General features: G+C 73.5%; 26 protein-coding genes. 7 read left to right on the forward strand and 19 right to left on the reverse strand.

Translation table 11 applies throughout. The features are described from left to right. Nucleotides 1–19: 19 nt before the first annotated feature. Entirely contained in the window at nt 20–688 is a 669-nt protein-coding gene (locus tag COO58_RS14630; protein ID WP_255292625.1) for a DUF998 domain-containing protein, read from the forward strand. Between the two features lie 73 nt (nt 689–761). Here the strand turns inward: COO58_RS14630 and COO58_RS14635 are convergent, their stop codons facing one another. Together COO58_RS14635 and COO58_RS14640 are read right to left on the reverse strand one after the other, a co-directional pair. Beyond that, the gene (locus COO58_RS14635) at nt 762–1811 is read right to left on the reverse strand and encodes a S1 family peptidase (RefSeq protein ID WP_098745364.1); all 1050 of its coding nucleotides are present in this window, start codon (nt 1809–1811) and stop codon (nt 762–764) included. 211 nt (nt 1812–2022) lie between these two features. Beyond that, nucleotides 2023–2496 (reverse strand): helix-turn-helix domain-containing protein, encoded by a 474-nt coding sequence (locus COO58_RS14640; protein ID WP_091578105.1) that lies wholly within the window; start codon nt 2494–2496, stop codon nt 2023–2025. A 56-nt stretch (nt 2497–2552) separates the two neighbouring features. Here COO58_RS14640 and COO58_RS14645 point away from each other — a divergent pair, with 56 nt between their 5' ends. Further along, nucleotides 2553–3062: a PaaI family thioesterase gene (locus COO58_RS14645; RefSeq protein ID WP_098745365.1), complete on the forward strand. Its 510-nt coding sequence runs from the start codon at nt 2553–2555 to the stop codon at nt 3060–3062. Between the two features lie 171 nt (nt 3063–3233). Here COO58_RS14645 and COO58_RS14650 read toward each other — a convergent pair whose 3' ends face one another. The 3 genes from COO58_RS14650 to COO58_RS14660 are packed head-to-tail and all read right to left on the reverse strand — an operon-like array spanning nt 3234 to nt 6315. Continuing rightward, nucleotides 3234–4169, reverse strand: coding sequence for an acyl-ACP desaturase (locus COO58_RS14650; protein WP_091578111.1), 936 nt, complete (start codon nt 4167–4169; stop codon nt 3234–3236). Between the two features lie 51 nt (nt 4170–4220). Next, nucleotides 4221–5561, reverse strand: coding sequence for a histidine--tRNA ligase (gene hisS / locus COO58_RS14655; protein ID WP_098745366.1), 1341 nt, complete (start codon nt 5559–5561; stop codon nt 4221–4223). Nucleotides 5562–5601: 40 nt separating this feature from the next. Next, complete coding sequence (locus COO58_RS14660) at nt 5602–6315, reverse strand: MBL fold metallo-hydrolase (RefSeq protein ID WP_091578116.1); 714 nt, start codon at nt 6313–6315, stop codon at nt 5602–5604. A 257-nt stretch (nt 6316–6572) separates the two neighbouring features. Between COO58_RS14660 and COO58_RS14665 the strand changes: the two genes are divergently transcribed. Together COO58_RS14665 and COO58_RS14670 are read left to right on the forward strand one after the other, a co-directional pair. Continuing rightward, nucleotides 6573–7442 carry a peptidylprolyl isomerase gene (locus COO58_RS14665; RefSeq protein WP_091578119.1) on the forward strand — a complete coding sequence of 290 codons (870 nt, stop codon included), beginning with the start codon at nt 6573–6575 and terminating at the stop codon, nt 7440–7442. 73 nt (nt 7443–7515) lie between these two features. Next, nucleotides 7516–8352: a peptidylprolyl isomerase gene (locus COO58_RS14670; protein WP_091578121.1), complete on the forward strand. Its 837-nt coding sequence runs from the start codon at nt 7516–7518 to the stop codon at nt 8350–8352. Between the two features lie 73 nt (nt 8353–8425). Here COO58_RS14670 and COO58_RS14675 read toward each other — a convergent pair whose 3' ends face one another. The 8 genes from COO58_RS14675 to ruvC form a co-directional block, all read right to left on the reverse strand. Then, entirely contained in the window at nt 8426–10864 is a 2439-nt protein-coding gene (locus COO58_RS14675; protein ID WP_172967999.1) for a bifunctional (p)ppGpp synthetase/guanosine-3',5'-bis(diphosphate) 3'-pyrophosphohydrolase, read from the reverse strand. A 252-nt stretch (nt 10865–11116) separates the two neighbouring features. Then, nucleotides 11117–11683 carry an adenine phosphoribosyltransferase gene (locus COO58_RS14680; RefSeq protein WP_091583745.1) on the reverse strand — a complete coding sequence of 189 codons (567 nt, stop codon included), beginning with the start codon at nt 11681–11683 and terminating at the stop codon, nt 11117–11119. A gap of 90 nt (nt 11684–11773) precedes the next feature. Further along, complete coding sequence (secF, locus tag COO58_RS14685; RefSeq protein ID WP_091578127.1) at nt 11774–12964, reverse strand: protein translocase subunit SecF; 1191 nt, start codon at nt 12962–12964, stop codon at nt 11774–11776. Nucleotide 12965: 1 nt separating this feature from the next. Continuing rightward, a complete protein-coding gene (secD, locus tag COO58_RS14690) occupies nt 12966–14903 on the reverse strand; it encodes a protein translocase subunit SecD (RefSeq protein ID WP_176558812.1) in 1938 nt (645 codons plus the stop codon). A gap of 224 nt (nt 14904–15127) precedes the next feature. After that, on the reverse strand, nt 15128–15472 hold the full coding sequence (gene yajC, locus COO58_RS14695; protein WP_091578132.1) for a preprotein translocase subunit YajC: 345 nt from the start codon (nt 15470–15472) through the stop codon (nt 15128–15130). A 138-nt stretch (nt 15473–15610) separates the two neighbouring features. Then, on the reverse strand, nt 15611–16675 hold the full coding sequence (gene ruvB / locus COO58_RS14700) for a Holliday junction branch migration DNA helicase RuvB (RefSeq protein WP_091578134.1): 1065 nt from the start codon (nt 16673–16675) through the stop codon (nt 15611–15613). 13 nt (nt 16676–16688) lie between these two features. Further along, complete coding sequence (ruvA, locus tag COO58_RS14705) at nt 16689–17291, reverse strand: Holliday junction branch migration protein RuvA (RefSeq protein ID WP_091578136.1); 603 nt, start codon at nt 17289–17291, stop codon at nt 16689–16691. Continuing rightward, complete coding sequence (ruvC, locus tag COO58_RS14710) at nt 17288–17815, reverse strand: crossover junction endodeoxyribonuclease RuvC (RefSeq protein WP_091578139.1); 528 nt, start codon at nt 17813–17815, stop codon at nt 17288–17290. Before ruvC ends, ruvA begins: the two co-directional genes overlap by 4 nt. Nucleotides 17816–17998: 183 nt before the next feature. On the opposite strand from ruvC, the gene COO58_RS14715 reads away from it, so the two are divergent. Beyond that, entirely contained in the window at nt 17999–18781 is a 783-nt protein-coding gene (locus COO58_RS14715) for a 3-hydroxybutyrate dehydrogenase (protein WP_091578142.1), read from the forward strand. Between the two features lie 14 nt (nt 18782–18795). Then, on the forward strand, nt 18796–20715 hold the full coding sequence (locus COO58_RS14720; protein WP_098745370.1) for a helix-turn-helix domain-containing protein: 1920 nt from the start codon (nt 18796–18798) through the stop codon (nt 20713–20715). A 10-nt stretch (nt 20716–20725) separates the two neighbouring features. Here the strand turns inward: COO58_RS14720 and COO58_RS14725 are convergent, their stop codons facing one another. The 3 genes from COO58_RS14725 to COO58_RS14735 all read right to left on the reverse strand — a co-directional run bounded on the left by COO58_RS14725 (nt 20726) and on the right by COO58_RS14735 (nt 24098). Continuing rightward, nucleotides 20726–21334, reverse strand: a complete 609-nt coding sequence (locus tag COO58_RS14725) for a TetR/AcrR family transcriptional regulator (RefSeq protein ID WP_091578147.1) — start codon at nt 21332–21334, stop codon at nt 20726–20728. 11 nt (nt 21335–21345) lie between these two features. Further along, nucleotides 21346–22911, reverse strand: a complete 1566-nt coding sequence (locus COO58_RS14730) for an MFS transporter (RefSeq protein ID WP_091578150.1) — start codon at nt 22909–22911, stop codon at nt 21346–21348. A gap of 125 nt (nt 22912–23036) precedes the next feature. Further along, nucleotides 23037–24098, reverse strand: coding sequence for an FAD-dependent monooxygenase (locus COO58_RS14735; protein WP_091578152.1), 1062 nt, complete (start codon nt 24096–24098; stop codon nt 23037–23039). 55 nt (nt 24099–24153) lie between these two features. Here COO58_RS14735 and COO58_RS14740 point away from each other — a divergent pair, with 55 nt between their 5' ends. Further along, the gene (locus COO58_RS14740; RefSeq protein WP_098745371.1) at nt 24154–24711 is read left to right on the forward strand and encodes a TetR/AcrR family transcriptional regulator; all 558 of its coding nucleotides are present in this window, start codon (nt 24154–24156) and stop codon (nt 24709–24711) included. A 48-nt stretch (nt 24712–24759) separates the two neighbouring features. Here COO58_RS14740 and COO58_RS14745 read toward each other — a convergent pair whose 3' ends face one another. From COO58_RS14745 to COO58_RS14755, 3 genes are all read right to left on the reverse strand, one after another. Next, complete coding sequence (locus tag COO58_RS14745) at nt 24760–25401, reverse strand: transcriptional regulator (protein WP_255292626.1); 642 nt, start codon at nt 25399–25401, stop codon at nt 24760–24762. A gap of 185 nt (nt 25402–25586) precedes the next feature. Next, on the reverse strand, nt 25587–26447 hold the full coding sequence (locus COO58_RS14750) for an SDR family NAD(P)-dependent oxidoreductase (RefSeq protein ID WP_091578157.1): 861 nt from the start codon (nt 26445–26447) through the stop codon (nt 25587–25589). Further along, on the reverse strand, nt 26444–26812 hold the full coding sequence (locus COO58_RS14755) for a nuclear transport factor 2 family protein (protein WP_098745373.1): 369 nt from the start codon (nt 26810–26812) through the stop codon (nt 26444–26446). Before COO58_RS14755 ends, COO58_RS14750 begins: the two co-directional genes overlap by 4 nt. Nucleotides 26813–26818: the final 6 nt, after the last annotated feature.

Consider the following 26818-nt stretch of genomic DNA (forward strand, 5'->3'; position numbering starts at 1 on the left):
GGACGGTTACCGTGGCCGGGTGCGCGCCGTACCGAGCTGGGCCGTGGCCGTCGCGGCGGCCGCGCCCGCGATGCTGGTGGCGGGATGGACGGTCGCCGGCGCCCGCCAGCCCCCGGGTTACGACCCGGTGCGGGACACGATCAGCGAGCTGGCCGGCGAGGGGGCGACCGACCCCTGGCTGATGGGGGGCGTCCTGGTGCTGCTCGGCGTCGCCTACGTCGCCACCGCCGCGGCGCTGCACGCCGCCGGGCTGGCCAGTCGGTTCCTGCTCGCGCTCGGCGGCACGGCCACCGTAGGGTTGCTCGCGTTCCCCCGCCCCGAGGTGGGCGGCTCGCCGGCGCACGGTGTGGTGGCCACCGTCGCGGTGCTCGCGCTGTCGCTCTGGCCCGCCGGCTCGGCCCTGCGCCTGCCGCGCGCCGTGCGCCGGGAGGTGGCCGCCTCGCCCACCGGCACGCCCCCGTGGGCGTTCCGCCGGCCGGTGGCGCTGACCGTGACCGCGGTCCTGCTGGTGCTGTTCGGCTGGTTCGTGATGGAGGTGACCGGCGGCTCGCGGACCGGGCTGGCCGAGCGGGTGGCGGCCCTGGCCGTCGCGCTCTGGCCGCTGGCCGCGGTCCTGTCGGCCCGCCGGGCGGCCACGACACCCGCCCCCGCGCCGGTCCCTCCGGGTCGGCCGGGAGCAGGTGGTTGACCCGCGTCACCGACCCGGTCGGGAACGCGGAACGGGCCGCCGGTCACCCGGCGGCCCGTCCGTGGGGTGTCGATCAGAAGACGCTCACGCCGTAGACGCTGAGCGCCTCGGTGACCGGCTGGAAGTAGGTGGTGCCACCGGTGCGGCAGTTGCCGCTGCCGCCGGAGGTGAGGCCGAGCGCGGTGCTGCCCGAGAAGAGCGAGCCGCCGCTGTCGCCGGGCTCGGCGCAGACGTTGGTCCGGATCAGGCCGTAGACCGAACCCTCGGCGTAGTTGACCGTCGCGTTGGTGGCGTTGACCGAGCCGCTGCGCAGGCCGGTGGTGCTGCCGGAGCGCTGCACGCTCTGGCCCACGTAGGCGTTACCGGCGCCGGTGATGTCGCGGTAGCTGCCGTTGTAGAGGTAGACGTTGCCGGCGGCGTTGGCCGAGTTGCTGTGCCGGACGATGCCGTAGTCGTTGCCCGGGAAGCTCGTCCCGGCGCGGGTGCCGAGCAGGCTGGTCTGCGAGGAGTTGCTGTACCAGCTCGACGAGATGTTGGTGCAGTGGCCCGCGGTCAGGAAGTAGTAGGTCGAGCCGCTGCGGACGTTGAACCCGAGCGAGCAGCGGCCCCCACCACCGGCGTAGATGGCCTGGCCGCCGGAGATCCGGGTGCTGAGCGTGCCGGCCTCGGCCTCGATCCGGACCGCGCCACCGGTGCGGGCGGCGGCGGCCTTGACCCGCTCCAGCTTGGCGCCGGTGACGGTGCTGTCGACGGAGACGACGACCTGGTTGGTCGCCGCGTCGGTCCACCAGGCGGTGCCCGGGATCTTGGCGGAGCGCTCCAGCTCGCTGGTGGCGGCCCTGAGCTGCTTGGCGCCGCGGGTGACCAGCTTCGGCGTGGCGCCGGCGGCGTGCACCTGGCGGGCAGCGGCGGCGTCGGTCACCGTGACGACCATCGTGCCGCTGGCGTCGGCGTACGCGCCGGCGGCCCGGTCGCCGAGCTTCTCGACGAGGGTCGCGGCGGCGTCCGGCGAGAGGGGGGAGGGAGCGGCCTGGGCGGGCGCGCCGAGCAGGGAGCCGGTGGCCAGGGTGCCGGCCAGGGCGACGGCGGCGGCGCGACGGAGCGTGGACCTCGTGGGTCGCATGTAACAACCTCCGAATGGGGGTGAACGGGCGCTGTCATGGGGAAGCGCCCGAGGACAACCCGGGCGACCTGGGGAAACCGTCCGGGCTGACCAAAGTATTCACATATTTAAGATCGTAAGCAAGACATGACTTTGCCCGGATTCGCACCGGACCCCGATGTAACGGCGCGGCAACAACATCGTCATGGAGTGTCAGAGCCGCTCAGGGCGGTCAGGCGCGACGGCGCGCCCCCGGGCCGGGGCGGGGCAGTACCTCCCGGGGATCGGTCACGTCGTGCCCGTCGGCGCACCGCAACGCGACCCGGACCTCGGCGCCGCAGTCGCGGTGCGCCACGGTCAGCGGCGCGCCCTCGGGGTCGGCCAGGTGGCGGTCACCCCAGCCGAGCACCGCGACCAGCACCGGCCACAGGTCCAGTCCCATCTCGGTGAGCCGGTACTCCTGCCGCGGCCGGCTGCCCGGCTCCCGGTACGGCTCCCGGCGCAGCACGCCCCGTTCCACCAGCATCGACAGGCGGTTGGTCAGCACCTGACGCGGGATGCCGGTGCGCACCCGCATGTCGTCGAAGCGGCGCACGCCGCTGAACACCTCGCGGAGCACGACCACGGTCCACCGCTCGCCGAGGATCTCCATGGCGCGCGCGATGGTGCAGTTCTCCACCGACCAGTCCAGTGCCGCGGGTCTCATGTCGACCAGGCTAGGTCTGATTGACAGACTCAGCAACGCGCTGCGACGCTGGGTCCATGACACAGACGCAGGAGCGCAGCCGTACGTTCACCTGGTCCGACCCGGTCGCCGGGGCCGCCCACGTCGGCCGGCGCGGCGGCCTGGAGCTGCTGCGCGCGATGATCGCCGGCGAGCTGGCCGCGCCACCGGTCATGCACCTCATCGACATGGCCCGGATGGAGGCCGACGAGGGTCGCGTCGTGGTCGAGCTACTGCCGCAGGAGTTCCACTACAACCCGCTCGGCACCGTGCACGGCGGCGTCCTCTCCACGCTGCTGGACACCGCCGCCGGCTGCGCGGTGCACACCACCCTGCCGGCCGGCGTCGGCTACACCTCGCTCGACCTCAACGTGAAGTTCCTGCGCCCGGTCACCGTGGACAGCGGCACGCTGCGCTGCGAGGGCACCGTGCTGCAACGCGGTCGCCGCACCGCCCTGGCCGAGGCCCGCCTCACGGACCCCGCCAACCGCCTCGTCGCCCACGCCACCTCCACCTGCCTCCTCTTCCCCCTCGACCAGCCCGCCTGACCCGCCCCGCCCCGCCCCGCCCCGCCCCGCCCCGCGATCTTGCACTTTCGGCCCACGGAACGCCTGATCCACGGCTTTTGCCCGGGCAGCAACTGCAAGATCGCCGAGGGGTGAGGGTGAGGGATGGGTGGGGTGGGGTGGGGTGGGGTGGGGTGGGGTGGGGTGGGGTGGTCAGCGGGGGGTGGTGAGGCGGGAGGCGCGGGCGGCGCGGCGCTCCTCGAAGCGGGACGCCTGGGTCTCCAGGGTGTCCAGGTGGGCGGCGATCTGGTCGCGGGCGGTCTCGCCGTCGGCGTCCAGGCCGGTGACGTCGAACAGGTTCCACTGGCGCAGCACCGGCACCACCACCTCGTCCCGGTGCTGCCGCAGGTCGTAGATGCCGGCCAGCGCGATCGCCACCGACTTGCGGGCGAAGCCGTCGATGCCGACCCCGGGCATCTGGAAGTCGGCCAGCACGTCGGCCACCGCCCGCATGGCCTGGCTCGGCGCCAGCTCGAACGCGGCGCCGAGCAGATTGCGGTAGAAGACCATGTGCAGGTTCTCGTCCGCCGCCACCCGGGCCAGCAGCGCCTCGCAGGCGGGGTCGCCGGTGGCCCGGCCGGTGTTGCGGTGCGAGATGCGGGTGGCGAGTTCCTGGAACGACACGTATGCCAGCGAGTGCAGCACCTCGTCGTCGTGGGTGTTGCGGTAGCCGGCGGACATGTGCACCATCCGCGCCCGCTCCAGCGCCACCGGGTCCACCGCCCGGGTCACCGTGAGGTAGTCCCGGATGGCGGTGCCGTGCCGCCCCTCCTCGGCGGTCCACCGGTGCACCCAGGTGCCCCACGCGCCGTCGCGCCCGAAGAGCGTGGCGATCTCGTGGTGGTAGGAGGGCAGGTTGTCCTCGGTGAGCAGGTTGACGATCAGCGCGGTGCGGGCCACCTCGGACATCGTCGAGTCGGCCTCCGACCAGGGCTCCCCGCCGAGCGGGCCGTCGAAGGTGCGCCCGTCGCTCCACGGCACGTACTCGTGCGGGAACCATTCCTTGGCCAGCGACAGGTGGCGGTCGAGGTTCTTCTCGACCACCGGCTCCAGTTCGGTGAGCAGGGCGGTCTGGCTGAGCACGGACACGACGTTCTCCCTACGGTGGCGTAACTTACGCCACCGTAGGTCCAAACGTCGTCAGGCGCCAGTGCCGGCCGGACCGACCAGCGGTTTGAGGTCCGCCCGGGGCGGCGTCCACTCGCCCGCCGCCGCGGCCACCTGCTCGCCGGAACGGATGTCCTTCACCTCGTCGCCGTCCGCGCCGGGGAACCAGACGTACGGGATGCCCCGCCGCTCGGCGTACCGGATCTGCTTGCCGAACTTCGCCGCGGACGGCGACACCTCGGTGGGCACGCCCCGGGACCGCAGCGCCGCCGCGACCGCGTCGCTGGCCGCCCGATCCTCCTCGGCGGTGACCGCGACCAGCACGCACGTCGGCACCGAGCGGGACACCGACAGCGCCTCGGCGCCGAAGAGCAGGCCGAGCATCCGGGTCACCCCGATCGAGATGCCCACCCCGGGGAACCGCACACTGCCCGCACTGGCCAGGTTGTCGTAGCGGCCGCCGGAGCAGATCGAGCCGAACCGCTCGTAGCCGATCATCTGCGTCTCGTAGACCGTGCCGGTGTAGTAGTCCAGGCCCCGGGCGATGCGCAGGTCGGCGACGCAGAGGCCGGGCGCGTGCGCGGCGGCGGTCTCCACCACCGCGGTCAACTCCGCGATGCCCTCGTCGAGCAGGGGATCGCTCACCCCGAGGGCGCGGACCGCGTCGGCGAACGAGGCGTCCGGCGCGGAGATCTCGGCGAGCGCGAGGCACGCCTTGGCCTGGGCCTCGCTCGCCCCGGCGGTCTCGGCCAGCAGATCGGCCACCTTCGCCGGGCCGAGCTTGTCGAGCTTGTCCACGGCGCGCAGCGCCGCCTCCGGGTCGGTCAGCCCGATGCCCCGGTAGAAGCCCTCGCAGATCTTGCGGTTGTTGACCTGGATCCGCACCGGCGGGATGGGCAGCGACCGCAGCGCGTCACCGATCACCAGTGGCATCTCGGCCTCGTAGTGCGCCGGCAGCGTGTCCCGGTCGACGATGTCGATGTCGGCCTGGAGGAACTCCCGGTAGCGGCCCTCCTGCGGCCGCTCCCCCCGCCACACCTTCTGGATCTGGTAGCGCCGGAACGGGAACTGCAGCTTGCCGGCGTTCTCCAGCACGTAGCGGGCGAACGGCACGGTCAGGTCGAAGTGCAGGCCGAGCGCGTCGTCGCCGGCCGGCCCGTCGGCGTCGGCCTGCAACCGGCGCAGCAGGTAGACCTCCTTGGAGGTCTCCCCCTTGCGCAGGAGCTGGTCGAGTGGCTCCACCGAGCGGGTCTCCAGCGGCGCGAAGCCGTACAGCTCGAACGTGGCGCGGATCCGGTCGAGCACGAACTGCTCGATCATCCGCTGGGCCGGCGTCCACTCGGGGAAGCCGGAGATGGGCGTGGGCTTGCTCATGACGTACTCCTTGGAAACCCGCGCGGGGCGCGGGTGCGGTCTAGAGGCCTCGGGTGGGCGCGGCCGGGCGCGCGGACCCCGCCACCTCGACGAGGTAGGGGTTGGTCGCGCGCTCGCGGCCGATGGTGGTCGCGGGGCCGTGGCCGGGCAGGACGACGGTGTCGTCGGCCAGCGGGAGGACCTTCTCCCGGAGGCTGGCCAGCATGCGGGGCATGCTGCCGCCCGGCAGGTCGGTGCGCCCGATCGAGCCGGCGAAGAGCACGTCACCGGAGAGGCAGATCTCGTCGGCCTCCCAGGGCGAGCCGGCGCCGGGCATCCGGAACAGCACCGACCCGCCGGTATGGCCGGGGGCGTGGTCGACGGTGATCTCCAACCCGGCCAGCGACAGGGTCGCGCCGTCGGTCAGCTCGGCCACGTCGTCGGGCTCGGCGTAGGGCAGGCGACCGCCGAAGAGCGCGGTGAGGTCCATCGAGAGCGCCTTGGACGGGTCGGCCAGCAGCTCCCGGTCCTCCGGGTGGACGTAGGCGGCGATGCCGCGCGCCCCGCAGACCGGCGCGACCGAGAAGGTGTGGTCCAGGTGCCCGTGGGTGAGCAGCACGGCGGCCGGGTGCAGGCGGTGCTCGGCGAGCACCTCGTCGAGCCGGTCGAGCACCCCGATGCCGGGATCGACCACCACGCACTGCTCCCCCGGAGCGGTCGCCACCACATAGCAGTTGGTGCCGAAGGCGTCCGCGGGAAAGCCGGCCACGAGCACGTCCGTCCCCTTTCCGTCCGGTCGTCGTCCTCGCCCAGCAGCCTAGTCGCACCGGCGAGCGGGTTTCGCCCGCCACCGGACCCGCCTGCCCCAACAGTCCCAGTGACACCTTCCGATAAACGCAGGCGGGACCTCGTACACCACATTCACAGTCGGTACCCGTACACTCTGGCGGGCGTGTGGCGTGGCGCACCCCGACCGGGACGGCGGGCGGCGTCGGCGACGCCGGCAGATCAGGCAGAGGAAGGGGAGCACCGGTGGCTTCCAGCAGGGACCGGCAGCGCAAACTGGCGCGGGCCAAGCTCGACCGGCAGCTCGCCCGGCGGGCCGCGGTCGCGAAGCGCCGCCGGCAGATCCAGGCCGGCGTCGGCGCCGCGGTGGTGCTCGCGCTGATCGTGGCCGGCTCGGCCTGGGCGCTCGGCGCGTTCGACTCCGATCCGGAGAAGCCGACCGCCGAGGACGTCTGCCTCTGGACCCCGCAGGACGGCGCGGCGAACACCAACCTCAAGGACGTCGGCACGCCCGCCACCAAGGACCTGCCCACCGAGGGCACGCGGTCGATGACGATCACCACCAACCAGGGTGGGCCGATCACCGTCGGCCTGGACCTGGCCGACGCCCCGTGCGGCGCGGCGAGCCTCGCCCACCTGGCCAGCCGGTCGTTCTACAACGGCACCAACTGCCACGAGATCACCACCGAGGGCGCGCTGCGCTGCGGCGACCCGAGCGGCACCGGGATCGGCGGCCCGACCTACTCGTTCTACAACGAGAACGTCCCCTCCGCGCCGGAGCCCAGCCCGTCGGCCTCGCCGGCGCCGGGGCAGCCGCCCGCGTACCCGAAGGGCACGGTCGCCATGATCGGCAACCCGCCCGGCACCAACGGCAGCCAGTTCCTGATCTTCTTCAAGGACTTCAACCCGGCCAAGCCGGACTACAGCGTGGTCGGCAGGGTCACCGGCGGCCTCGACGTGGTGGAGAAGATCGGCGCGCTCCCGACCGTGGACAATGGCAGCGGCGCGAAGGTCAAGCCGAAGACGGACGTGGTGATCCAGAGCCTCACCGTCGGCGACCCGAACGCCGCGCCGGCCGCGTCCAGCGCGCCGGCGAGCAGCCCCAGCGCCGGTTGAGCCGACGCTGAACCACCCATGACTCGACGGCGCGCGGCGCCGTCCCCCGATACCCAGCAGGTGAGGAGAGACCGTGACGTCCACGAGAGACCGCCAGCGCGCGGCGGCGCGGGCCCGGCTCGAACGGGAGATGGCCGAGCGGGCCGGCAAGGCCCGCAAGCGCCGGCAGACGCAGGCGATCGTCGGCGCCGCGGCCGTGCTGGTGCTCGTCGTGGCCGGCACCGTCTGGCTCGCCACCTCGCTCGGCGACGATGACGACGACAAGCAGGGCGGCACCGCCGCCGGCTTCGTCCAGTGCGCCTACACCGAGGTGCCGAAGGAGGGCCGGCCGGCGCAGATCAAGGACGTCGGGCTGCCGCCGGCGGAGCAGGCGGCCAAGGGCAGCCAGACGATGACGATCGACACGAACCTGGGCCCGATCACCGCCAAGCTGGACCGCGCCAAGGTGCCCTGCACCGCGGGCAGCTTCACCCACCTGGCCAGCAAGGGCTTCTTCGACAACACCAAGTGCCACCGCCTGGTGACCCAGGGCATCCAGGTGCTCCAGTGCGGCGACCCGAGCGCGACCGGCAAGGGCTGGCGGGACACCGACGGCACCGGCGGGCCGGGCTACAACCTGGCCGAGGAGAACCTCCCCACCGACAAGCGCCCGCCGTACCCGCAGGGCGTGATCGCGATGGCCAACTCCGGCCAGCCGGGCAGCACCGGCAGCCAGTTCTTCATCGTGTACGGCGACTCGCAGCTCGACCCGAACTACACGGTGCTGGGCACGATCACCGGCGGGATGGACGTGGTGAAGCAGGTCGCGGCGGCCGGCGACGACGGCGCGTTCGCCCAGCAGGCCGGCGGCGGTCACCCGAAGAAGGAGCTCGTGATGACGAAGGTGAGCCTGAGCCCGATCCAGGGCTGAGCACCCGCGCGACGACGAAGCGCCCGCCGGCTGGGATCAGCCGGCGGGCGCTTCCGCGTGCGGGGTGGGCGGCTCAGGCCCCCGAGGTGACCCGGTACGCGTCGAAGACGCCGTCGACCTTGCGCACCGCGGCGAGCAGGTGCCCGAGGTGCTTCGGGTCGGCCATCTCGAAGCTGAACCGGCTGACCGCCACCCGGTCCCGGGTGGTGGTGACGGTGGCGGAGAGGATGTTCACCCGCTCCTCGGAGAGCACCCGGGTGACGTCGGCGAGCAGCTTGTGCCGGTCCAGCGCCTCCACCTGGATGGCGACCAGGAACGTGGAGGCGGAGGTGAGCTTCCAGCTCACCTCGACCACCCGCTCGGGCTGGGCGCGCAGGTCCTCGGCGTTGGCGCAGTCGTCGCGGTGCACGCTGACCCCGCCGGAGCGGGTGACGAAGCCGAACACCGAGTCCGGCGGAACCGGTGTGCAGCACCGGGCCAGCTTGATCCAGACGTCGCTGACGCCGCGGACCACCACGCCCGGGTCGGCGCTGCTCTGCCGGCTGCGCGGTGGCCGGGTGGCGACGGCGGTCTCGGCGATGTCCTCCGCCGCGCCTTCCTCGCCGCCGTAGGAGGCCATCAGCTTCTGCACCACCGACTGCGCGGAGACCTGGCTGTCGCCGACCGCCGCGTAGAGCGAGGCCACGTCGGCCAGGTGCAGGTCCCGGGCGATCGCCATCAACGCGTCCGAGGTGAGCATCCGCTGCAACGGCATGCCCTGCTTGCGCATCGCCTTGACGATCGCGTCCTTGCCGGCCTCGATCGCCTCCTCGCGCCGCTCCTTGTTGAAGTACTGGCGGATCTTGGTGCGGGCGCGCGGGCTCTTGACGAAGCCCAGCCAGTCCTGCGTCGGGCCGGCCGTGTCGGACTTCGACGTGAAGATCTCGATCACGTCGCCGTTGGACAGCGTCGACTCCAGCGGCACCAGCTTGCCGTTGACCCGCGCCCCGATGCACTTGTGCCCGACCTCGGTGTGCACCGCGTACGCGAAGTCGACAGGCGTCGACCCGGTCGGCAGCGGGATGACGTCACCCTTGGGGGTGAAGACGTACACCTCCTGGCTGGACAGGTCGAAGCGCAGCGCGTCCAGGAACTCGCTCGGGTCGGCGGCCTCGCGCTGCCAGTCCAGCAGCTGCCGCAGCCAGGTCATCTCGTCGATGTGCGCCGGCGGGCCCACCACCGGGGTGCCCTTGTGCTCCTTGTACTTCCAGTGCGCGGCGATGCCGAACTCGGCGGTGCGGTGCATCGCGTAGGTGCGGATCTGCATCTCCACCGGCTTGCCGGTGGGACCGATGACCGTCGTGTGCAACGACTGGTACATGTTGAACTTGGGCATGGCGATGTAGTCCTTGAACCGGCCCGGCACCGGCTGCCAGTTGGCGTGGATGACCCCCAGCGCCGCGTAGCAGTCGCGCACCGTGTCGACCAGGATCCGCACACCCACCAGGTCGTAGATGTCGTTGAAGTCGCGCCCCCGCACGATCATCTTCTGGTAGATCGAGTAGAGGTGCTTCGGCCGGCCGGTGGTCTCCGCCTTGATCTTGGCGGCCTTCAGGTCGGTCGACACCTTCTGGGTCACCTGGCGCAGCAGCGCCTCGCGCTGCGGCTGGTGCTCCCCGATCAGCCGGTTGATCTCCTCGAACCGCTTCGGGAACAGCGTGCCGAAGGCCAGATCCTCCAGCTCCCACTTGATCGTGTTCATACCGAGGCGGTGCGCCAGCGGGGCGAGGATCTCCAGCGTCTCCTTGGCCTTCTGCTCCTGCTTGGGGCGGGGCAGGAAGGTCAGCGTCCGCATGTTGTGCAGCCGGTCGGCCAGCTTGATCACCAGGACCCGCGGGTCCTTCGCCATGGCCACGACCATCTTGCGGATCGTCTCCGCCTTGGCCGCGTCGCCCAGCTTGACCTTGTCGAGCTTGGTGACGCCGTCGACCAGCAGCGCGACCTCACCGCCGAAGTCGGCCCGCATCGCGTCGAGCGTGTATTCGGTGTCCTCGATCGTGTCGTGCAGCAACGCCGCGACCAGCGTCGTGGTGTCCATGCCCAGGTTGGCCAGGATGGTCGCCACGGCGAGCGGGTGGGTGATGTACGGGTCGCCGGACTTGCGGTACTGACCCGAGTGCCAGCGCGCGGCCGTGTCGAAGGCGCGCTGCAGCAGCCGGGCGTCGGCCTTGGGGTGGGCGTCCCGGTGGGTGGAGATCAGCGGCTCCAGCACCTCGCTGACCTGCGAAGTCTGCCAGGGCGCGTTGAACCGGGCCAGCCGGGCGCGTACCCGACGGCCGGTCGGCGCGTTGGAGAGGGCGAACCCGCCGCTGGTCGAGGGGTCGTCGGTCGGGAACGGCACCACGACCGCGCCGCCGTCGGCCGTCGCGTCGGGCACGCCCCCGGTGGCGCCGGTCGCCCGGGCCGGAGGGTTGCCGCTGCGCTCGGTCACCGAGCCGTCCGCGTCGCCTGTCGGGTGCACCGTGCCCTCCACCGGAGGGACGACATCGTGGGACACCGGCCTCCTCACCGCTCGCCGGGGATGCGTCGGCCGTGCGGCCGACGTCTGGTTCAACCGACCCGGGGGTCGGTGTTGTTCCGCGCCGGTCACCGGGGCCGGGCCCCGGCGGCTCGCCGCCCCGGACGGTCGCCCGCCCGGTCAGGCAAAGGGCAATGCTACCCGTACGCAGGGTACGCCGCCGCTCCGCCGGACGGTCCGAGCCGGTCGCGCCGACCGGCCGGCGGGTCAAACGGTCAACAGGGCATGGACCGGACGCGGGGCGAGCCGTTCGCGGCCCTTGAGGAAGCCCAGCTCCAGCAGGACGGTGAAACCGGAGACCGTGCCGCCGGCCCGCTCGACCAGGTCGAGGGTGGCCTCGGCGGTGCCGCCGGTGGCCAGCACGTCGTCGAGCACCAGCACCCGGTGCCCGGCGGTGAACGCGTCCTGGTGCACCTCCAGCGTCGCCTCGCCGTACTCCAGCGCGTAGGAGGCGGAGTGGGTCGCGCGGGGCAGCTTGCCGGCCTTGCGCACCGGCACCACACCGACCCCGGTGGCGTACGCGACGGCCGCCGCCAGCACGAACCCGCGCGCCTCGATCCCGGCGACGGTGTCGAACGAGTCCGGCCCGTGGTAGGCGATGATCCCGTCGATCACCTCGCGGAACGCGACGCCGTCGGCGAAGAGCGGCATCAGGTCCTTGAACATGACCCCGGGCTTGGGGAAGTCCGGCACGTCGAGCAGCCGGCTCGCGACCAGCTGGGCGACCTCCGGGCCGCTGTCTCCCCGTACGCCGGCGGTGTGGGTCTCCGTCACGGTGCGTCCCATGTCCTCTCGAAACGACGACGGCGTCCGTCATGCCGTGACACCAGCATGACGGACGCCGTCCGGTCGATTCCGTCCGGGTCAGCGGCGCTTCGCGCCACCGGGCCGGTTGCCCCCGCCGCCGGCGGGGCGACCGCCCCGGGCGCCGCTGGGACGCTTGCCGGCCGGCCGGGCGCCGACCTTGGGCGCGGCGCCGGCCAGCGCCGCCGCGTCCGGGTCGATCGGCTCGTCGCCGACCGGCGCGGCGCGCGGCGCGCCCTTCGGGGTGATCTCGCCCCGGGCGAGCGCCCCCCGGCGGGCGAGCACCCGCTTGTTGTGGGCGCTGATCCGCGGGTCCTGGTTCTTCAGCAGCACCAGCAGCGGGGTGGCCAGCAGGATCGAGGTCAGGAACGCCACCGCCATACCGACGAAGAGCACCAGGCCCAGGTCCTTCAGCGTGCCCGCGCCGAGCAGGCCGGCGCCGATGAAGAGCAGACCGCCGACCGGCAGCAACGCGACGACCGAGGTGTTCAGCGAGCGCATGAGGCTCTGGTTGAGCGCCAGGTTGGACGCCTCGCCGTAGGTGAGGTTGTTGTTCGCGGTGATGCCCCGCGTGTTCTCCTGCACCTTGTCGAAGACCACCACCACGTCGTAGAGCGCGAAGCCCAGGATGGTGAGGAAGCCGATGATCGTCGACGGGGTGACCTCGAAGCCGACCAGCGAGTAGATGCCGGCGGTGAGGACCAGGTTGGTCAGCAGCGAGGCGATCGCGGCGACCGCCATCCGCCACTCGAAGCGCAGCACCAGGTAGATCGACACCACCGCGATGAAGATCAGCAGGCCGAGCAGCGCCCGCGAGGTGACCTGGCTGCCCCACGCCTCGGAGACCTGGCTGCCGCTGATCTGGTCGGCCTGGATCCCGAACTCCTCCGCCATCGCGGCCTTGGCCGCGTTGGCCTGGTCCTGGCTGAGCTGCCCGGTGCGCATCTCGTAGGTCTCGCCGCCAGCGCCGCCGACCTTCTGCGCGGTGACCACCTCGACGCCGGGCGCCTCCTTGGCCAGCACGTCGTCGACGGTGCGTTCGGCCTGGTCGAGCGTGCCCACGCTGGCCGGCACCTGGAACGAGTTGCCGCCGGCGAACTCGATGCCGAGGCTGAAGCCCCGGATCGCGAAGCTGAGCACGGCGATCAGCACCAGCGCGCCGGCGACGGCGAACCACACCTTGCGCTTGCCGACGATGTTGAGATCGGCCTCGCCCCGGTAGAGCCGGGCGGCCAGACCACTCTTCGCCATCTCAGGCCTCCTTGACACGCGGGTTGCGGGCGGCGCCCGACTCGGCCGACCGGGCCGGCAGCGCCCGACCCAGACCGCTGACCCGCGGGGACAGGAACGCCCGGGTACGGGCGAACATCGTCATGATCGGGTGGCGGAAGAGGAACACGACGACCAGGTCCAGCACGGTCGCCAGGCCGAGCGCGAAGGCGAAGCCCTTCACCGCGCCGACCGACACGATGTAGAGCACGACCGCCGACATCAGAGTGATCGCGTTGGCCGAGATGATCGTCCGGCGGGCCCGGATCCACGCGCGCGGGACCGCGCTGCGCGGGCTGCGGCCCTCGCGGATCTCGTCCTTGAGTCGTTCGAAGTAGATGACGAACGAGTCCGCCGCCACACCGAGCGAGACGATCATGCCGGCGATGCCGGCGAGCGTCAGCGTGAAGCCGATCGACCGGCCGAGCACCACCAGCGCGCCGAAGACCAGCAGCGCGGAGAGCACCAGGCTGAGGAAGATGACCGAGCCGAGCAGCCGGTAGTAGAAGAACGAGTAGATGATGACCAGCAGCATGCCGATGCCGGCCGCCAGCAGACCCGCCTTGAGGTGGCTGTCACCGAGCGTCGCGGTGACGTTCTGGCTCTCCTGCGGCTCGAACGTCACCGGCAGCGCGCCGTAGCGGAGCTGGCTGGCCAGCGCGTTCGCCGACTTGTTGTCGAAGCTGCCGGTGATCTGCGAGTCACCGGTGAGCACGCCCTGGATCTCCGGCGAGGAGACGATCCGGTTGTCCAGCACCACGGCGACCCGGCACTTGCCGTCCTGGCCGAGCGCGGTCTGGTCGCAGGCCTGACCCTCGTTGTTGAACGACTCGCGGGTCAGCGCGGTCCACTTCTCCTGGCCGCTGCCGGTGAAGTTGAGGCTGACCACCCACTGGCTGGTCTGGTCGAGCTGGGCGGAGGCGTTCTTGACGTCGGTGCCCTCGACCTTGGCCACGTCGAGCAGGTTCTTCGCGCCGGCCTCGCAGGCCACCGCCGTCTGCTTCGGGTCGTTGATCGAGCCGGCCGGCCGCTTGTCGAGCTGGGCGCAGGTGATCGAGGGGACGTTGAACTGCATGTCCGCCGGCAGCACCGCGATCTCCTGCGGGGAGAGCGTGCCGAACGGCTTGAGCTTGTCGGCCAGCGACGGGTCGGTCGCGAGGTCGGCCGGGGCCTTCAGACCGGAGGCGGCGCCCCAGGCGGCCGCGCCCACCTTCTGCTCGACGGCCTTGCGCTGCTGCTCGATGCTCTGCGGCACCGGGGCGGCGCTGGCGCTCGGGCTCGGCGCGGCGGCGCTCGGCGACGCCGACGGAGTCGGCGTGGCGCTGGCGCTCGGCGCGGGGGCCATGCCGCCCTGCCCGCCGGCGCTCGGCGAGGCGGTCGCCTTGGCGCTCGTGCTCGCCTTCGGCGAGGCGCTGCCGGACGGCTTCGCCGACGCGCTGCCCGACGGCTTGGGGCTGGCACTGCCGGACGGGGCCGGGCTGGCGCTCGGGCTCGGCGGCGGGGCGAGGGCCGCGCCGCTGCCGTCGGTGGCCTTGAGCACCTTGCGGAAGCGCAGCTCGGCGGCCTCACCGACGTCGGTCAGGTCGCGGTTCTGGCCGGGCAGGGAGATGACGATGTTGCGGTTGCCCTCGGTGACCACCTCGGCCTCGGCCACGCCGTAGGCGTTGACCCGGCTCTCGATGATCTGGCGCGCCTCTTCGAGGTTGTCGGCGGTCGGCGGCTTGCCGTCCACCGTGTTGGTGGCCTCGAGCGTCATCCGGGTGCCGCCGATGAGGTCCAGGCCGAGCCGGGGCTCCAGCCGGTCCTTCCAGCCACCGCTGGCGCCGCCCGAGAAGAACACCAAAAGATAGAGGACGACGAAGATGAACCCGAGCACGGCGAGCTGCCGTCCGGGGCGCATCTGTCCCTGAGGTGGTGCCACGGCTGTCCTGTCTCCCTGTACGGTCGCGCCGCTTCCGCGGCGGCGACAACTGTCGGGCCGGGGGTGTCCGCCCGACTGCTCCGGCTGGTCGGCCCCGGCGGACGGCACGCCGACCCGGACGCGACGCGGGGGCGCCGCGCGGGCCTGCCCGCGTGCCGGCGTCCGACGCCGACCCAACTATCCACTTGTGCGGGTGTCCCCGCTGCCCCGTCCGGGGCGGGCGGTCACTCCTTGACCGGCTCGGCTTCCTCGCTGATCGTCTCGGCCGCCGGCGCCTCGGCCCGCTTGATCACCCGGGCGACGGCCGGGCGCGCGTAGCGGGTCTGCACGCCGGGAGCGACCTCCAGCAGGACGGTGTCGTCCTCGACCACGGTGACCGTGCCGTGCAGGCCGCCGATGGTGACCACCTCGTCGCCCGGGGAGAGGGCGGACTGCATCTGCTCGGCCTCACGGCGGCGCTTCTGCTGCGGACGGATCATCATGAAGTACATGACGACGAAGAGCAGAGCGATCATGAGGATCGGCGTCAGACCGCCGGCTCCCCCGCCACTCGCTGCTGCGTAAAGCACGGTGTCGACCTTCCGGTTGGCCCCCGCAGGCCCCGGAGGGCACCGCAGCGGAGGCGGATTCTCACGTCCTGTACAGACCGCGGCGAAGTCTAGTCCCTGCTCCTGAGAACACCGAATGCGGCACAGATCACGTTCGGATCACGGCTGATCGGTCTGGACCGAGAACAGATCGGGCCCGGCCGGGGCGTCCGCGCCAAATGTACCATTCGGGGGCGTACGCCCCAGATGATGCCAGGCAGCCGCCGTCGCCACCCGACCCCGCGGGGTCCGGGCCAGCAGCCCGGCCCGGACCAGGAACGGCTCGCAGACCTCCTCGACCGTGTCCGGCTGCTCCCCCACGGCCACCGCCAGGGTGGAGAGCCCGACCGGGCCGCCCCGGAACGAGTCGACCAGCGCGGTGAGCACCGCCCGGTCCAGCCGGTCCAGGCCGAGCGCGTCCACGTCGTAGACGGTCAGCGCGGACCGCGCCGTCTCCACCGTCACCACGCCGTCGGCCCGCACCTCGGCGTAGTCGCGCACCCGGCGCAGCAGCCGGTTGGCGATCCGGGGTGTGCCCCGGGACCGGCCGGCGATCTCGGCCGCGCCGTCGGTGGTGATCGGCACGCCGAGGATCCGGGCGGAGCGGTGCAGCAGCGTCTCCAGGTCGGCCGGCGAGTAGAAGTCGAGGTGCGCGACGAAGCCGAACCGGTCCCGCATCGGGCCCGTCAGCAGACCCGAGCGGGTGGTGGCGCCGACCAGCGTGAACGGCTCCACATCGAGCGGGATGGCGGTGGCGCCGGGGCCCTTGCCGACCACCACGTCGACCCGGAAGTCCTCCATGGCGCTGTAGAGCAGCTCCTCGGCCGGCTTGGCGATCCGGTGGATCTCGTCGATGAAGAGCACGTCGCCCTCGGCCAGGCTGGTCAGGATCGCGGCCAGGTCACCGGAGCGCTCGATGGCCGGCCCGCTGGTCACCCGGATGCCCGCGCCCAGCTCCGCCGCGACGATGTTGGCCAGGGAGGTCTTCCCGAGGCCGGGCGGCCCCGACAGGAGAATGTGGTCCGGCGGGGAGCCGCGTCGCATCGCGCCCTGCAACAGCAGGTCGAGCTGGTCGCGCACCCGGTCCTGGGCGATGAACTCGGCGAGCCGCTTCGGCCGGACGCTGGCCTCGGCGTCCCGCTCCGCGTCGCTGACGTACGCCGAGACCAGGTTGTCGCCGGTCATCCGCGCGGGCCCGTCATCGGGTGCGGCCCAGCAGACGGATGGCCTGCTTGAGCAGGACCGGCACCGGCGGCGTCTCGCCGTCGACGGTCTCCGCCACCGCGGCCACCGCCTGGTCGGCCTGCGCGGCCGTCCAGCCGAGCCCGACCAGCGCCTGACGCACCTGCTCCGGCCAGGCGCCGACGGTCACCCCGGCCGCGCCGTCGGGGCCGACCGGCACCGGACCGACCCGGTCGCGCAGCTCCAGCACGAGCCGCTCGGCGCCCTTCTTGCCGATCCCGGGCACCCGGGTCAGCGCGGCGGTGTCGGCGTTGGCGATGGCCTTGCGGACCGCGTCCGGCGTGTGCACCGCGAGCACCGCCTGGGCCAGCCGGGGGCCCACGCCGCTGGCGGTCTGCAGCAACTCGAACAACTGCTTCGCGTCGTCGTCGGCGAAGCCGTAGAGGGTGAGCGAGTCCTCCCGGACCACCAGGCTGGTGGCCAGCCGGGCCGGCTGGCCGACCCGCAGGTCGGCGAGCGTGCCGGGGGCGCACTGCACGGCCAGGCCGATGCCGCCCACCTCCACCACCGCGTGGTCCGGACCGGTGGCGGTCACCGTGCCGCGAACGCTGGCGATCATCGTGCCCCTCCTCGTCGGGCCCGCTGGGCGGCGGCGGCCAGCTTGGACCGGGTGCCACCGCGCCAGACGTGACAGATGGCCAGCGCCAGGGCGTCGGCGGCGTCGGCCGGGCGAGGCGGCTCGGCGAGCCGAAGCAGCCTCGTGACCATGGCCGTCATCTGCGCCTTGTCGGCCTGACCGGAACCGGTCACCGCCGCCTTCACCTCGCTCGGCGTGTAGGTGGTCACCGGCAGCCCGGCCCGCGCGCCGGCGAGCACCGCGATGCCGCTGGCCTGGGCGGTGCCCATCACCGTGCGCACGTTGTGCTGGCTGAACACGCGCTCCACCGCGACCGCGTCCGGCCGGTGCTCGGCGACCAGGTCGGTGAGCGACCGGTCCAGGTGCAGCAGGCGCAGCGGCAGGTCGTCCTCGGGGTCGGTGTAGACCACGTAGTAGGCGACCAGCGTGCACGGGCGACCGGGGACGCCCTCGACCACGCCGACCCCGCACCGGGTCAGCCCCGGGTCGACGCCGAGCACGCGCACGCCGCCTCCTCCCCGAGCCGTCAGCAGTACGTGTGTTCGACACACCCTACTGGTGTGCTCCGACGACCGGACGCCCGGACACGCCGGGTGCGATCGGAGCGCAACACACCACACACTGAAGCGGTCGAGTATGTGTCGCCGCCCCATGTGCCCGAGGCCACACGCCTCGTAACTTCTTGCGCCATGACGGCAGAACCCGTGGCGGTCCCCCACGTCGTACACGTCGACCTCTCCGGTCGCAACGCCCTGGTGACCGGTGGTGGCAGCGGCATCGGACGGGCCTGCGCCCTGCGCCTGGCGGCGGCCGGCGCCTCGGTGGTGGTGCTGGACCGCAACGTGGAGGCGGCGAAGGCGGTGGCGGCCGAGGCGGGCGGCCGGGCCGAGGGGGTCGACCTGGCCGACCCGGAGGCGGTGGACCGGCTCGACGTCGACGCCGACATCGTGGTGAACAACGCCGGCCTGCAACACGTGGCGCCGGTGCAGGAGTTCCCGGTGGAGCGGTTCGAGTACATCCAGCGGGTGATGGTGGAGGCGCCGTTCCTGCTGATCCGCCGGGCGTTGCCCCGGATGTACGCCAACGGCTGGGGCCGGATCGTGAACATCTCCTCGGTGCACGGGCTGCGCGCGTCGCCGTACAAGGCGGCGTACGTGTCGGCGAAGCACGCGCTGGAGGGCCTGTCGAAGGTGGTGGCCCTGGAGGGCGCGGCGCACGGGGTGACGGCCAACTGCATCAACCCGGCGTACGTGCGGACCGCGCTGGTGGAGAGCCAGATCGCCGACCAGGCGGCCAGTCACGGCATCGGCGAGGACGAGGTGATCGAGAAGATCATGCTGGCCCGGGCGGCGATCAAGCGGCTGATCGAGCCGGAGGAGGTGGCCGAGCTGGTGGCGTACCTGTGCGCGCCGCCCGCCGCGTTCCTCACCGGCGCGTCGATCGCCCTCGACGGGGGCTGGACGGCGAACTAGTGGCGCCGCGCACAATGTCGGTCATGTCGTCGCCGGTCGAGTTCCTGGAGCTGCTGGCGCGCGAGGCCGCCGCGGTCGAGTTCGAGGGCCCGCTGGTCGCCGCGCGCGCCGCCGGCCTGCCCGCCGACCGCCTGGCCGAGCTGGAGCAGGCGAAGGTGGTGGCGCTGCGGGTGCGGGCGCTGCTGGAGCGCCGCCGCCGGCGGGAGACCGAGCTGTCCGGCCTGTACGACACCGCCAACGACCTGGCCGGCCTGCGCGACCTGGACGACGTGCTGCGGGCGATCGTGCACCGGGCGCGGATCCTGCTCGGCACCGACGTGGCCTACATGACGCTCAACGACGACGAGCGCGGCGACACCTACATGCGGGTCACCGACGGGTCGATCTCGGCCCGCTTCCAGCGGCTGCGGCTGGAGATGGGCGACGGTCTGGGCGGGCTGGTGGCGCAGACCGGCACCCCGTACGCCACCGCGAACTACCCGGAGGACGAGCGGTTCCGGCACACCGGGGAGATCGACGGCGGGGTGGGCGAGGAGGGCCTGGTGGCCATCCTCGGCGTGCCGCTGCGGCTCGGTTCGAGCGTGATCGGCGTGCTCTACGCGGCCAACCGCTCGGCCCGGCCGTTCGCCCGGGAGGAGGTGTCGCTGCTGGTCTCCCTGGCCGCGCACGCGGCGGTGGCGATCGACACCGCCCGGCTGCTGGCCGAGACCCGCGCGGCGCTGGAGGAGCTGTCGGCGGCGAACGGCACGATCCAGGCGCACAGCACGTCGGTGGAGCGCGCCGCGGCCGCGCACGACCGGATGACCGCGTTGGTCGTGCGGGGCGGCGGGATGGAGGACGTGGCCGCGGCGGTCACCGAGGTGCTCGGCGGGGCGCTGCTGGCGCTGGACGCGGAGGGCCGGCGGCTGGCCCGGGTCGGCGAGATCTCCGAGCCGGACCGGGCGGACATCGTGGAGGCGGTGGCCGCGTCGCGGACCGAGGGGCGCAGCGTGCGGCGCGGCCCGCTCTGGTACGCCGCGGTGGTGGCCGGCGCGGAGAACCTGGGCGCGCTGGTGCTGCGCCCGGACGACGAGCTGGTCGACGCCGACCAGCGGATCCTGGAGCGGGCGGCGCTGGTGACCGCGTTGCTGCTGCTGTTCCGCCGCACGGTGGCCGAGGCGGAGGGTCGGGTCCGGGGCGAGCTGCTCGACGACCTGATCGCCCGGCCGTTGCGGGACACCGACGCGTTGCGCAGCCGGGCCCGCCGGATCGGGGTCGACCTGGACGCGCCGCACGTGCTGGTGGCGGTCGGCGACGACGCGTTCGCCGAGACCGGCTCGGCCCGGCAGCGGGTGCTGTCGTGGGCCACCACGTACGCGTCGACCCGGGGTGGGCTGGCCGCGGCGCGCGACGGCCGGGTGGTGCTGATGCTGCCCGGCCAGGACGCCGGCGGGGCGGCCCGCGCGGTGGCCCGGGACCTGTCCCGGGTGACCGGCCGCCCGGTGACCGCCGGGGCGAGCGGGCCGTCGACCGGTCCGGCGTCGCTGGCGGTCACGTTCGCCGAGGCGGAGCGCTGCCTGACCGCGCTCGGCGCGCTGGGCCGGGCCGGGCAGGGGGCGAGCACCGCGGAGCTGGGTTTCGTCGGGCTGCTGCTGGGCGCGGTCGGCGACTCCGGCGACCGGGACGTGAGCCGGTTCCTCACCGCGACCGTGGGGCCGGTGGTCGACTACGACGCCCGGCGCGGCACCGCGCTGGTGAAGACGCTGGAGGCGTACTTCGGGGTGGGCGGCAGCCTGGCCCGGGCGGCCGAGCAGCTGCACGTGCACGTGAACACGGTGACCCAACGGCTGGAGCGGGTCGGGCAGTTGCTCGGCGCGGACTGGCAGCGCCCGGAGCGGGCGCTGGAGGTGCAGCTCGCGTTGCGGCTGCACCGGTTGCGCACCCCGGCCGGCTGAGCCGGCCGGGTCAGCGGGGGCGCAGGCCGTCCAGGACCGCGTCGACGATCCGCTCGGGCAGGATCCGCTCGTCCCGGTCGGGGTGCCAGTGCAGCATCCGCTGGGTCAGCATCGGCGCGGTGAGCAACGCCATGGCCACCTCCACGTCGAGGTCGGCGCGCAGCTCCCCACTGTCCACGGCGCGCAGCAGCACCTCGCGCATGGCCTGGCGCCGGGGCTCGATGATCGCCTCGTATGCCTGCCGGTGCGCGGAACTGCGGCTCACCTCGGGCACCAGACACGGCATGATCTTGCGGACCCGGGGGTCCACGTGCTGGCCCACGGCGCCGACCAGCAGGACCAGGTCGTCGCGGACCGAGCGGCCGCCGGTGCGGGGCGGGGCGCCCTTGAGCCGGCCCAGCGCGTCGAGCAGCAGCGCCTCCTTGCCCGGCCAGCGACGGTAGATGGTGGCCTTGCCGACGCCGGCGCGGGCCGCGATCGCCTCGATGGAGAGCGCCTCGACGGTGCTGCCCTCGGCCAGCAGGTCGAGGGTGGCCTCCACGATCGCCTCGTCCGCGCGGGTGCTCCGCGGTCGCCCGGGCGACCGCGGAGCATCCGCCGTGGAAGTCATGTCAGACATTGTCCACGAACCTACGCGGTCCCGGCCAACTCCCGCTCCGTGGCCGGGGCGGCGTCGGGGGCGACGACCGGCCGGCCCGGCATCCACCGCAGCACGATCACCATGCCGAGCGCCGCCACCAGCGCGGAGACGCCGGCCGCCCAGTGCATCGCCGAGACGAACGAGTCGTTGGCCGCGTCGATCAGTCGCGGCGCTGCCGGGCCGAGCCGGTCGGCGACCGCGTACGCCCCGGAGACCGACTCCCGGGCCGCGTCGCGGACCGGGGCGGGCAGGGCGGCGACCGCCGGGGCGACCTGGTCCCGGTAGACCGCGGAGAGCACCGAGCCGAGCACCGCCACGCCGAGCGCGCCGGCGACCTGGCGGATGGTGTTGCTGACCGCCGAGCCGACCCCGGCCTTCTCCCGGGGCAGCGCCGACATGATCGACTCGGTGGCCGGCGGCATGATGTTGGCCATGCCGGCGCCCTGGACGAAGCCCAGCGCCGAGAAGATCCAGATCGGCGTGTCCGCGTCGATGAAGACGAACGCGGCGAGCGCGATCGTGGTGAGCAGCAGCCCGACCGCGGCCACCGTCCGGCCGCCGTAGCGGCGGACCATGGCCGCGCTGCGCGGCGCGAAGATCAGCTGCGCGGCCGCGAACGGCAGGAACAGCAGGCCGCTCTCCAGCGGGCTGTAGCCGCGCACCAGCTGCAGGTAGAACGCGCCGAAGAACATCACGCCCATGGCGGCGAAGAAGACCAGGCCGACCAGGGCCACCGGGGCGGCGAACCGGGGCACCCGGAACAGCCGCACGTCCAGCGACGGGTGGTCGCTGCGCAGCTCGTGGGCCACGAACCAGCCGAGCACCGCCAGGCCGCCGACGACCGCCACCCAGACCTGCGGCCGGCCGAAGCCGTGCTCGCCGCCGTCGATGATGCCGTAGGTGAGAGCGACCAGGCCGACCACGGACAGGAGGACGCCGAGCAGGTCGACCCGGCCGGGCGAGGGATCGCGGGACTCGGGCACCAGCACCGCGACCAGCACCACGCCGAGCACCACCACCGGCACGTTGATCAGGAAGACCGAACCCCACCAGTAGTGCTCCAGGAGCGCGCCGCCGAGCACCGGGCCGATCGCCACGGCGAGGCCGACCGCGCCGGCCCAGACCCCGATCGCCTTGGCCCGCTCGCGGGGGTCGAACACGTTGGAGATGATCGAGAGCGTCACCGGCATGATGGCCGCGCCGCCGACGCCCATCAGCGCCCGGGCGGCGATCAGCTGCGCCGGGTCCTGCGCGTACGCCGACAGCAGCGAGGCGAGCCCGAACAGCGCCAGCCCGAAGATGAGGAAGCGGCGGCGGCCGAGCCGGTCGCCGAGCACGCCGAAGGTGAACAGCAGGCCGGCGAAGACGAGCGTGTAGGAGTTGATCGCCCATTCCAGCTCGCCCTGGCTGGCGCCGAGGCCGTGCACCGGGTCGGCGAGGGTGCGCAGCGCGACGTTGAGGATCGTGTTGTCGAGGACGACCACGAGGAGGCTGATCACCAGCACCCCGAGGATCGCCCACCTCCTCGGGTGTCCGGTGTTCTCGTGCGGTTCCATTCGGGTTCTCCCCCCGGCTCACCCGCGTCGGAATACGATACGGGGCAGACTCGTAACGCAGCCGAGCGTAGGTGAGCAGGTTTCGATACGGAACCGGTTCGTATCGAATGTGCGCCAGGTCACGGTCAGGCGGGCGGGCCGGCGGCCAGCGCCAGCCGGAGCACCGCGTCGCGCACCGGCAGCAGGCGCCGGGCCTGGGAGAGTCGGCCCGCCCACCGCGCGCCGGCCGCGATCCGCTGGGTGGGCCGCCGGCGGCGCCGGTCGTACGCCCGCAGCCCGGCCGGCAGGTCGTCGGCGGCGCGCAGGCAGTCGGCCAGCGCCACCGCGTCGATCAGCGCCTGGCAGGCGCCCTGCCCGAGGTCCGGCGTCATGGCGTGCGCGGCGTCGCCCAGCAGCACCGTCCGGTCGCCCACGTAGGACGGCAACGGGGTCAGGTCGCGGATCTCGTGCCGGAGGATCCCGTCGGGCGTGAGGGCGTCGAGCACCTGCGGTACCGGCCGGTGCCAGTCACCGAAGAGCCGACGCAGCTCGGCCCGGTCGTCCGTCGGCGCGGGATGCCCCTCGGGCAGGCTCACCGCGGCGTACCAGTTGGTGCGCCCCGGGCCCGCGGGCGTGAGCCCGAACTTGCGTCCCCTCCCCCAGGTCTCGCCGCCCTCGGGCACCTCCGTGTCGACCACGCCCCGCCAGGCCACCGCGCCGGCGTGGCGCAGCGGGTAGCGGTCGCCGTGCAGGGCGACGCGGACCACGCTGTTGATCCCGTCCGCGCCGACCACGAGGTCGTACGCGTCGAGCAGGGCGCGCGGGTCGGTGACCGGGGCGGCGAGGCGCAGCACCGGCCCCGGCAGCGCGGCGGCGAGCACCGCGAGCAGCACCGGCCGGGTGACCAGGTGCACCGGCTCGCCGTGCCGGCGCTCCAGCCGGTCGACGTCGATGGTGGCGATGCGACTGCCGTCCGGCCGCCGGATCGTCCCACCGAGCTGCCGGCGGCCGCGGCGGCGCACCTCGTCACCCACGCCGAGCGCGTCCAGGGCGCGCATCGCCCCGGGCCAGATGCCGAGCCCGGTGCCGGTCTCCGGCAGCCCGGCGGAGCGCTCCAGGACCGTCACCTGCCAGCCGGCGGCGCGCAGCCCGACGCCCGCCGCGAGCCCACCCACACCGCCACCGACCACCACCGCCCGACCGTCCATGCCGGCCACCGTACTACAGATGTAGTCATCTCCACTACGCCTGTAGTCTGACCCGGTGACCGATCGCCGGCAGCTCCTGCTCGACGCCGCCATCCGGGTGCTCGGCACCCGAGGGCCGCGGCAGCTCACCCACCGGGCGGTGGACGCGGAGGCGGGACTGCCCGAGGGCTCCGCGTCCAACCGGTTCCGCACCCGGGAAGCGCTGGTCGACGGCGTCTTCGAGCGACTGGTCGAGGTGGAGACGCAGACCTGGCAGCGACTCGCCGCGGATCTGCCGCCCGGCGACGTCGACGGGTTCACCCGCGTGCTCGGCCGGCTGGTCCGGCGGTTCACCGACGAGGAGCGGGTGGTCACACTGGCCCGGTACGCGCTGTTCGTGGAGTCAGCCGTGCGGCCCGAGCTGCGCCCCGCCATCGAGGCCGGGCGGGCGCGGCTGGCCGGGTGGGGGGTGCCGCTGCTCGCCGCGCTCGGCTCGACCGACCCGCCCGCCCACTTCCGGGCGCTGCTCGCGCTCGTCGACGGGCTCCTCGGCAACCAACTCGCCGCCCCCGACGACAACTTCGACCCGGAGTCCGCCGTCGCCGCCCTCCTGCGCGGCTTCCGGGCCGGCTGACCGGCCGCCACCGCCCGCGGCGCGTGAGCCGCGCGGGACGGATACCGCCTACCGCGCCTCGTCCCGCTGCCGGGCGGCGTCGCGACACGCGGCGAGCGCGTCCGACAGGCTGGTCAGATGCCCGGCCGGCATGGCCGGCGGCGTGATCCAGCCCGGCCCGGCGCCGTGCACCCGCACCGACGGGAACTCCCGCGCGAAGCGGACCGCGCGGTACGCCCGTCCGGTCATCGGTGTCTGCGACCACACCACCACGGTGTGCGGGCGGGTCCGACGCACCGCGCTGGCCAGCGCCGGCCAGGGCAGCGCGGCGCCGAGCAGCAGGCTGCCCAGACCGGCCTCGCGCAGCGCCGCCGCGAGCGCGTGCAGGCCGAGGCAGTGCAGCTCCTGTTCCGCCCCGGCGAGCAGGATGCCGCCGGCCGGAGGTGGTGTCCCCGGCCCGCGCAGCAGCACGTCCAGTCCGGACCGCAGGCCCTCCGAGAAGGCGTGCTCCACGGCCACCTCGGCGGCGCTGCGGCCGGGCAGCGCGGCCAGCATCGGCGCGCAGACGCCCTCCCACACCGGCGCCACCCCCCACCGGCCCGCGGCCTCGACGACCAGCGCGGCGACCCGGTTGCCGTCCAGGTCCTCCGCCGCGAGCGTGAACTGCTTGCGGGCGGACTCGACGACATCGGCCGGGATCGGATCGGTCACCACCGGACGCACCCCTCGGTAGACGGTCACTACCGAGGGGTTCGTCGGAAGGGGGCGGCCTGGATGCGCCCGGACCGGATCGGACCCGTACCGCCGCGTCACCGGTGGGGCGGCTCACACCGGCGCGCTCGGCGTCGGGCCGGCCATCGGCGGTCTGCCGGCACGGAGGCCATCGGGCCGGCGGGTCAGCCGGTCGGGAAGTCGGCGCCCCGGGCGAGAGCCTCACCGGCGCGGATGTCCGCCAGGGTGTCCCGGAGGGTCGCGGTGACCGCGTCGAACGCGGCGCCGCCGAGGACCAGCCGGTGCGGCGGAGGTTCCTGGTCCATCGCCGCGACGACGGCCCGCGCGCCGCGCCTCGGGTCGCCGGGTTGCCGGCCGTCCTGCTCGACCATCGCGCTGCGGACCTGCTCCAGCATCGGTCGGTAGTCGGGGACCGTCTCCCGGGCCGGCTCGTCGGCGAACCCCGCGTAGGCCCGGGTGCGGAAGGCTCCCGGCTCGACCGCCAGCACCCGGATGCCGAGGCCGGCCACCTCGTCCCGCAGCACGTCGGTCAGCCCCTCGATCGCGTGCTTGGCGGCGCTGTAGTAGCCGAATCCCGGCACCCCGCGCAGCCCCGCCGCCGACGACATGTTCACGATCCAACCGGCGCCCCGGGCCCGCATGCCGGGCAGCACCGCGCGGGTGACCGACAGCACCGCGAAGAAGTTCAGCTCGAACAGGTCCCGGACGGCCGCGTCCGCCATCCCCTCCACGGACCCGTACCAGCCACGGCCGGCGTTGTTGACCAGCACGTCGATCCCGCCGAAGCGATCCTCCGCCGCGGACACCGCCGTGCGTACCTGGCCGGGGTCGGTCACGTCCAACGGCAGCACGAGCACCCGGTCCCCGCGGGCGTCCGCCCACTCGCGCAACGGTTCGGTCCGACGAGCGGTCACCGCCACCCGATCCCCCACCTCGAGTGCGGCCTCGGCGAAGGCGATCCCGAACCCGCCCGGGCCGCCGCCGGTGACGAACCAGGTCCTCGGCGGCCGGTCGCCGGCCGTCACGGCTCGATCACCAGGCGGGCGATCAGTGCGCCCTGGAGCGTGAACCGGAAGTGCAGGTCGGCGACGCCGCCGGGGAAGTCGCCCTCCAGATGGTGGACCGCGTCGTAGTTCCGGTCGTCGACCCGGGCCGCCGCGACCAGCTCGGAGGTGTACGTGTACTCGCTCGACGAGTGGGACAGCCAGTCCCGGATCTGCCCGGGTCCCCGGTGGGTACGGCCCTCGTCGGTCACCGACGCGTCGGGGGTGAAGCGTGCCACCGCCGCGTCGACGTCCCGGGCCTGATGCGCGACGAGGTACTGCGTGATCGTTTCGGGCAGGTCGTCCGGCGAGATCCGGCTCGCCCGGCTCCAGTCGATTGCGTCCATGTGCCC

The organism is Micromonospora sp. WMMA1996 (assembly GCF_002573675.1).
GTDB classification, from domain to species: domain Bacteria; phylum Actinomycetota; class Actinomycetes; order Mycobacteriales; family Micromonosporaceae; genus Micromonospora; species Micromonospora sediminicola.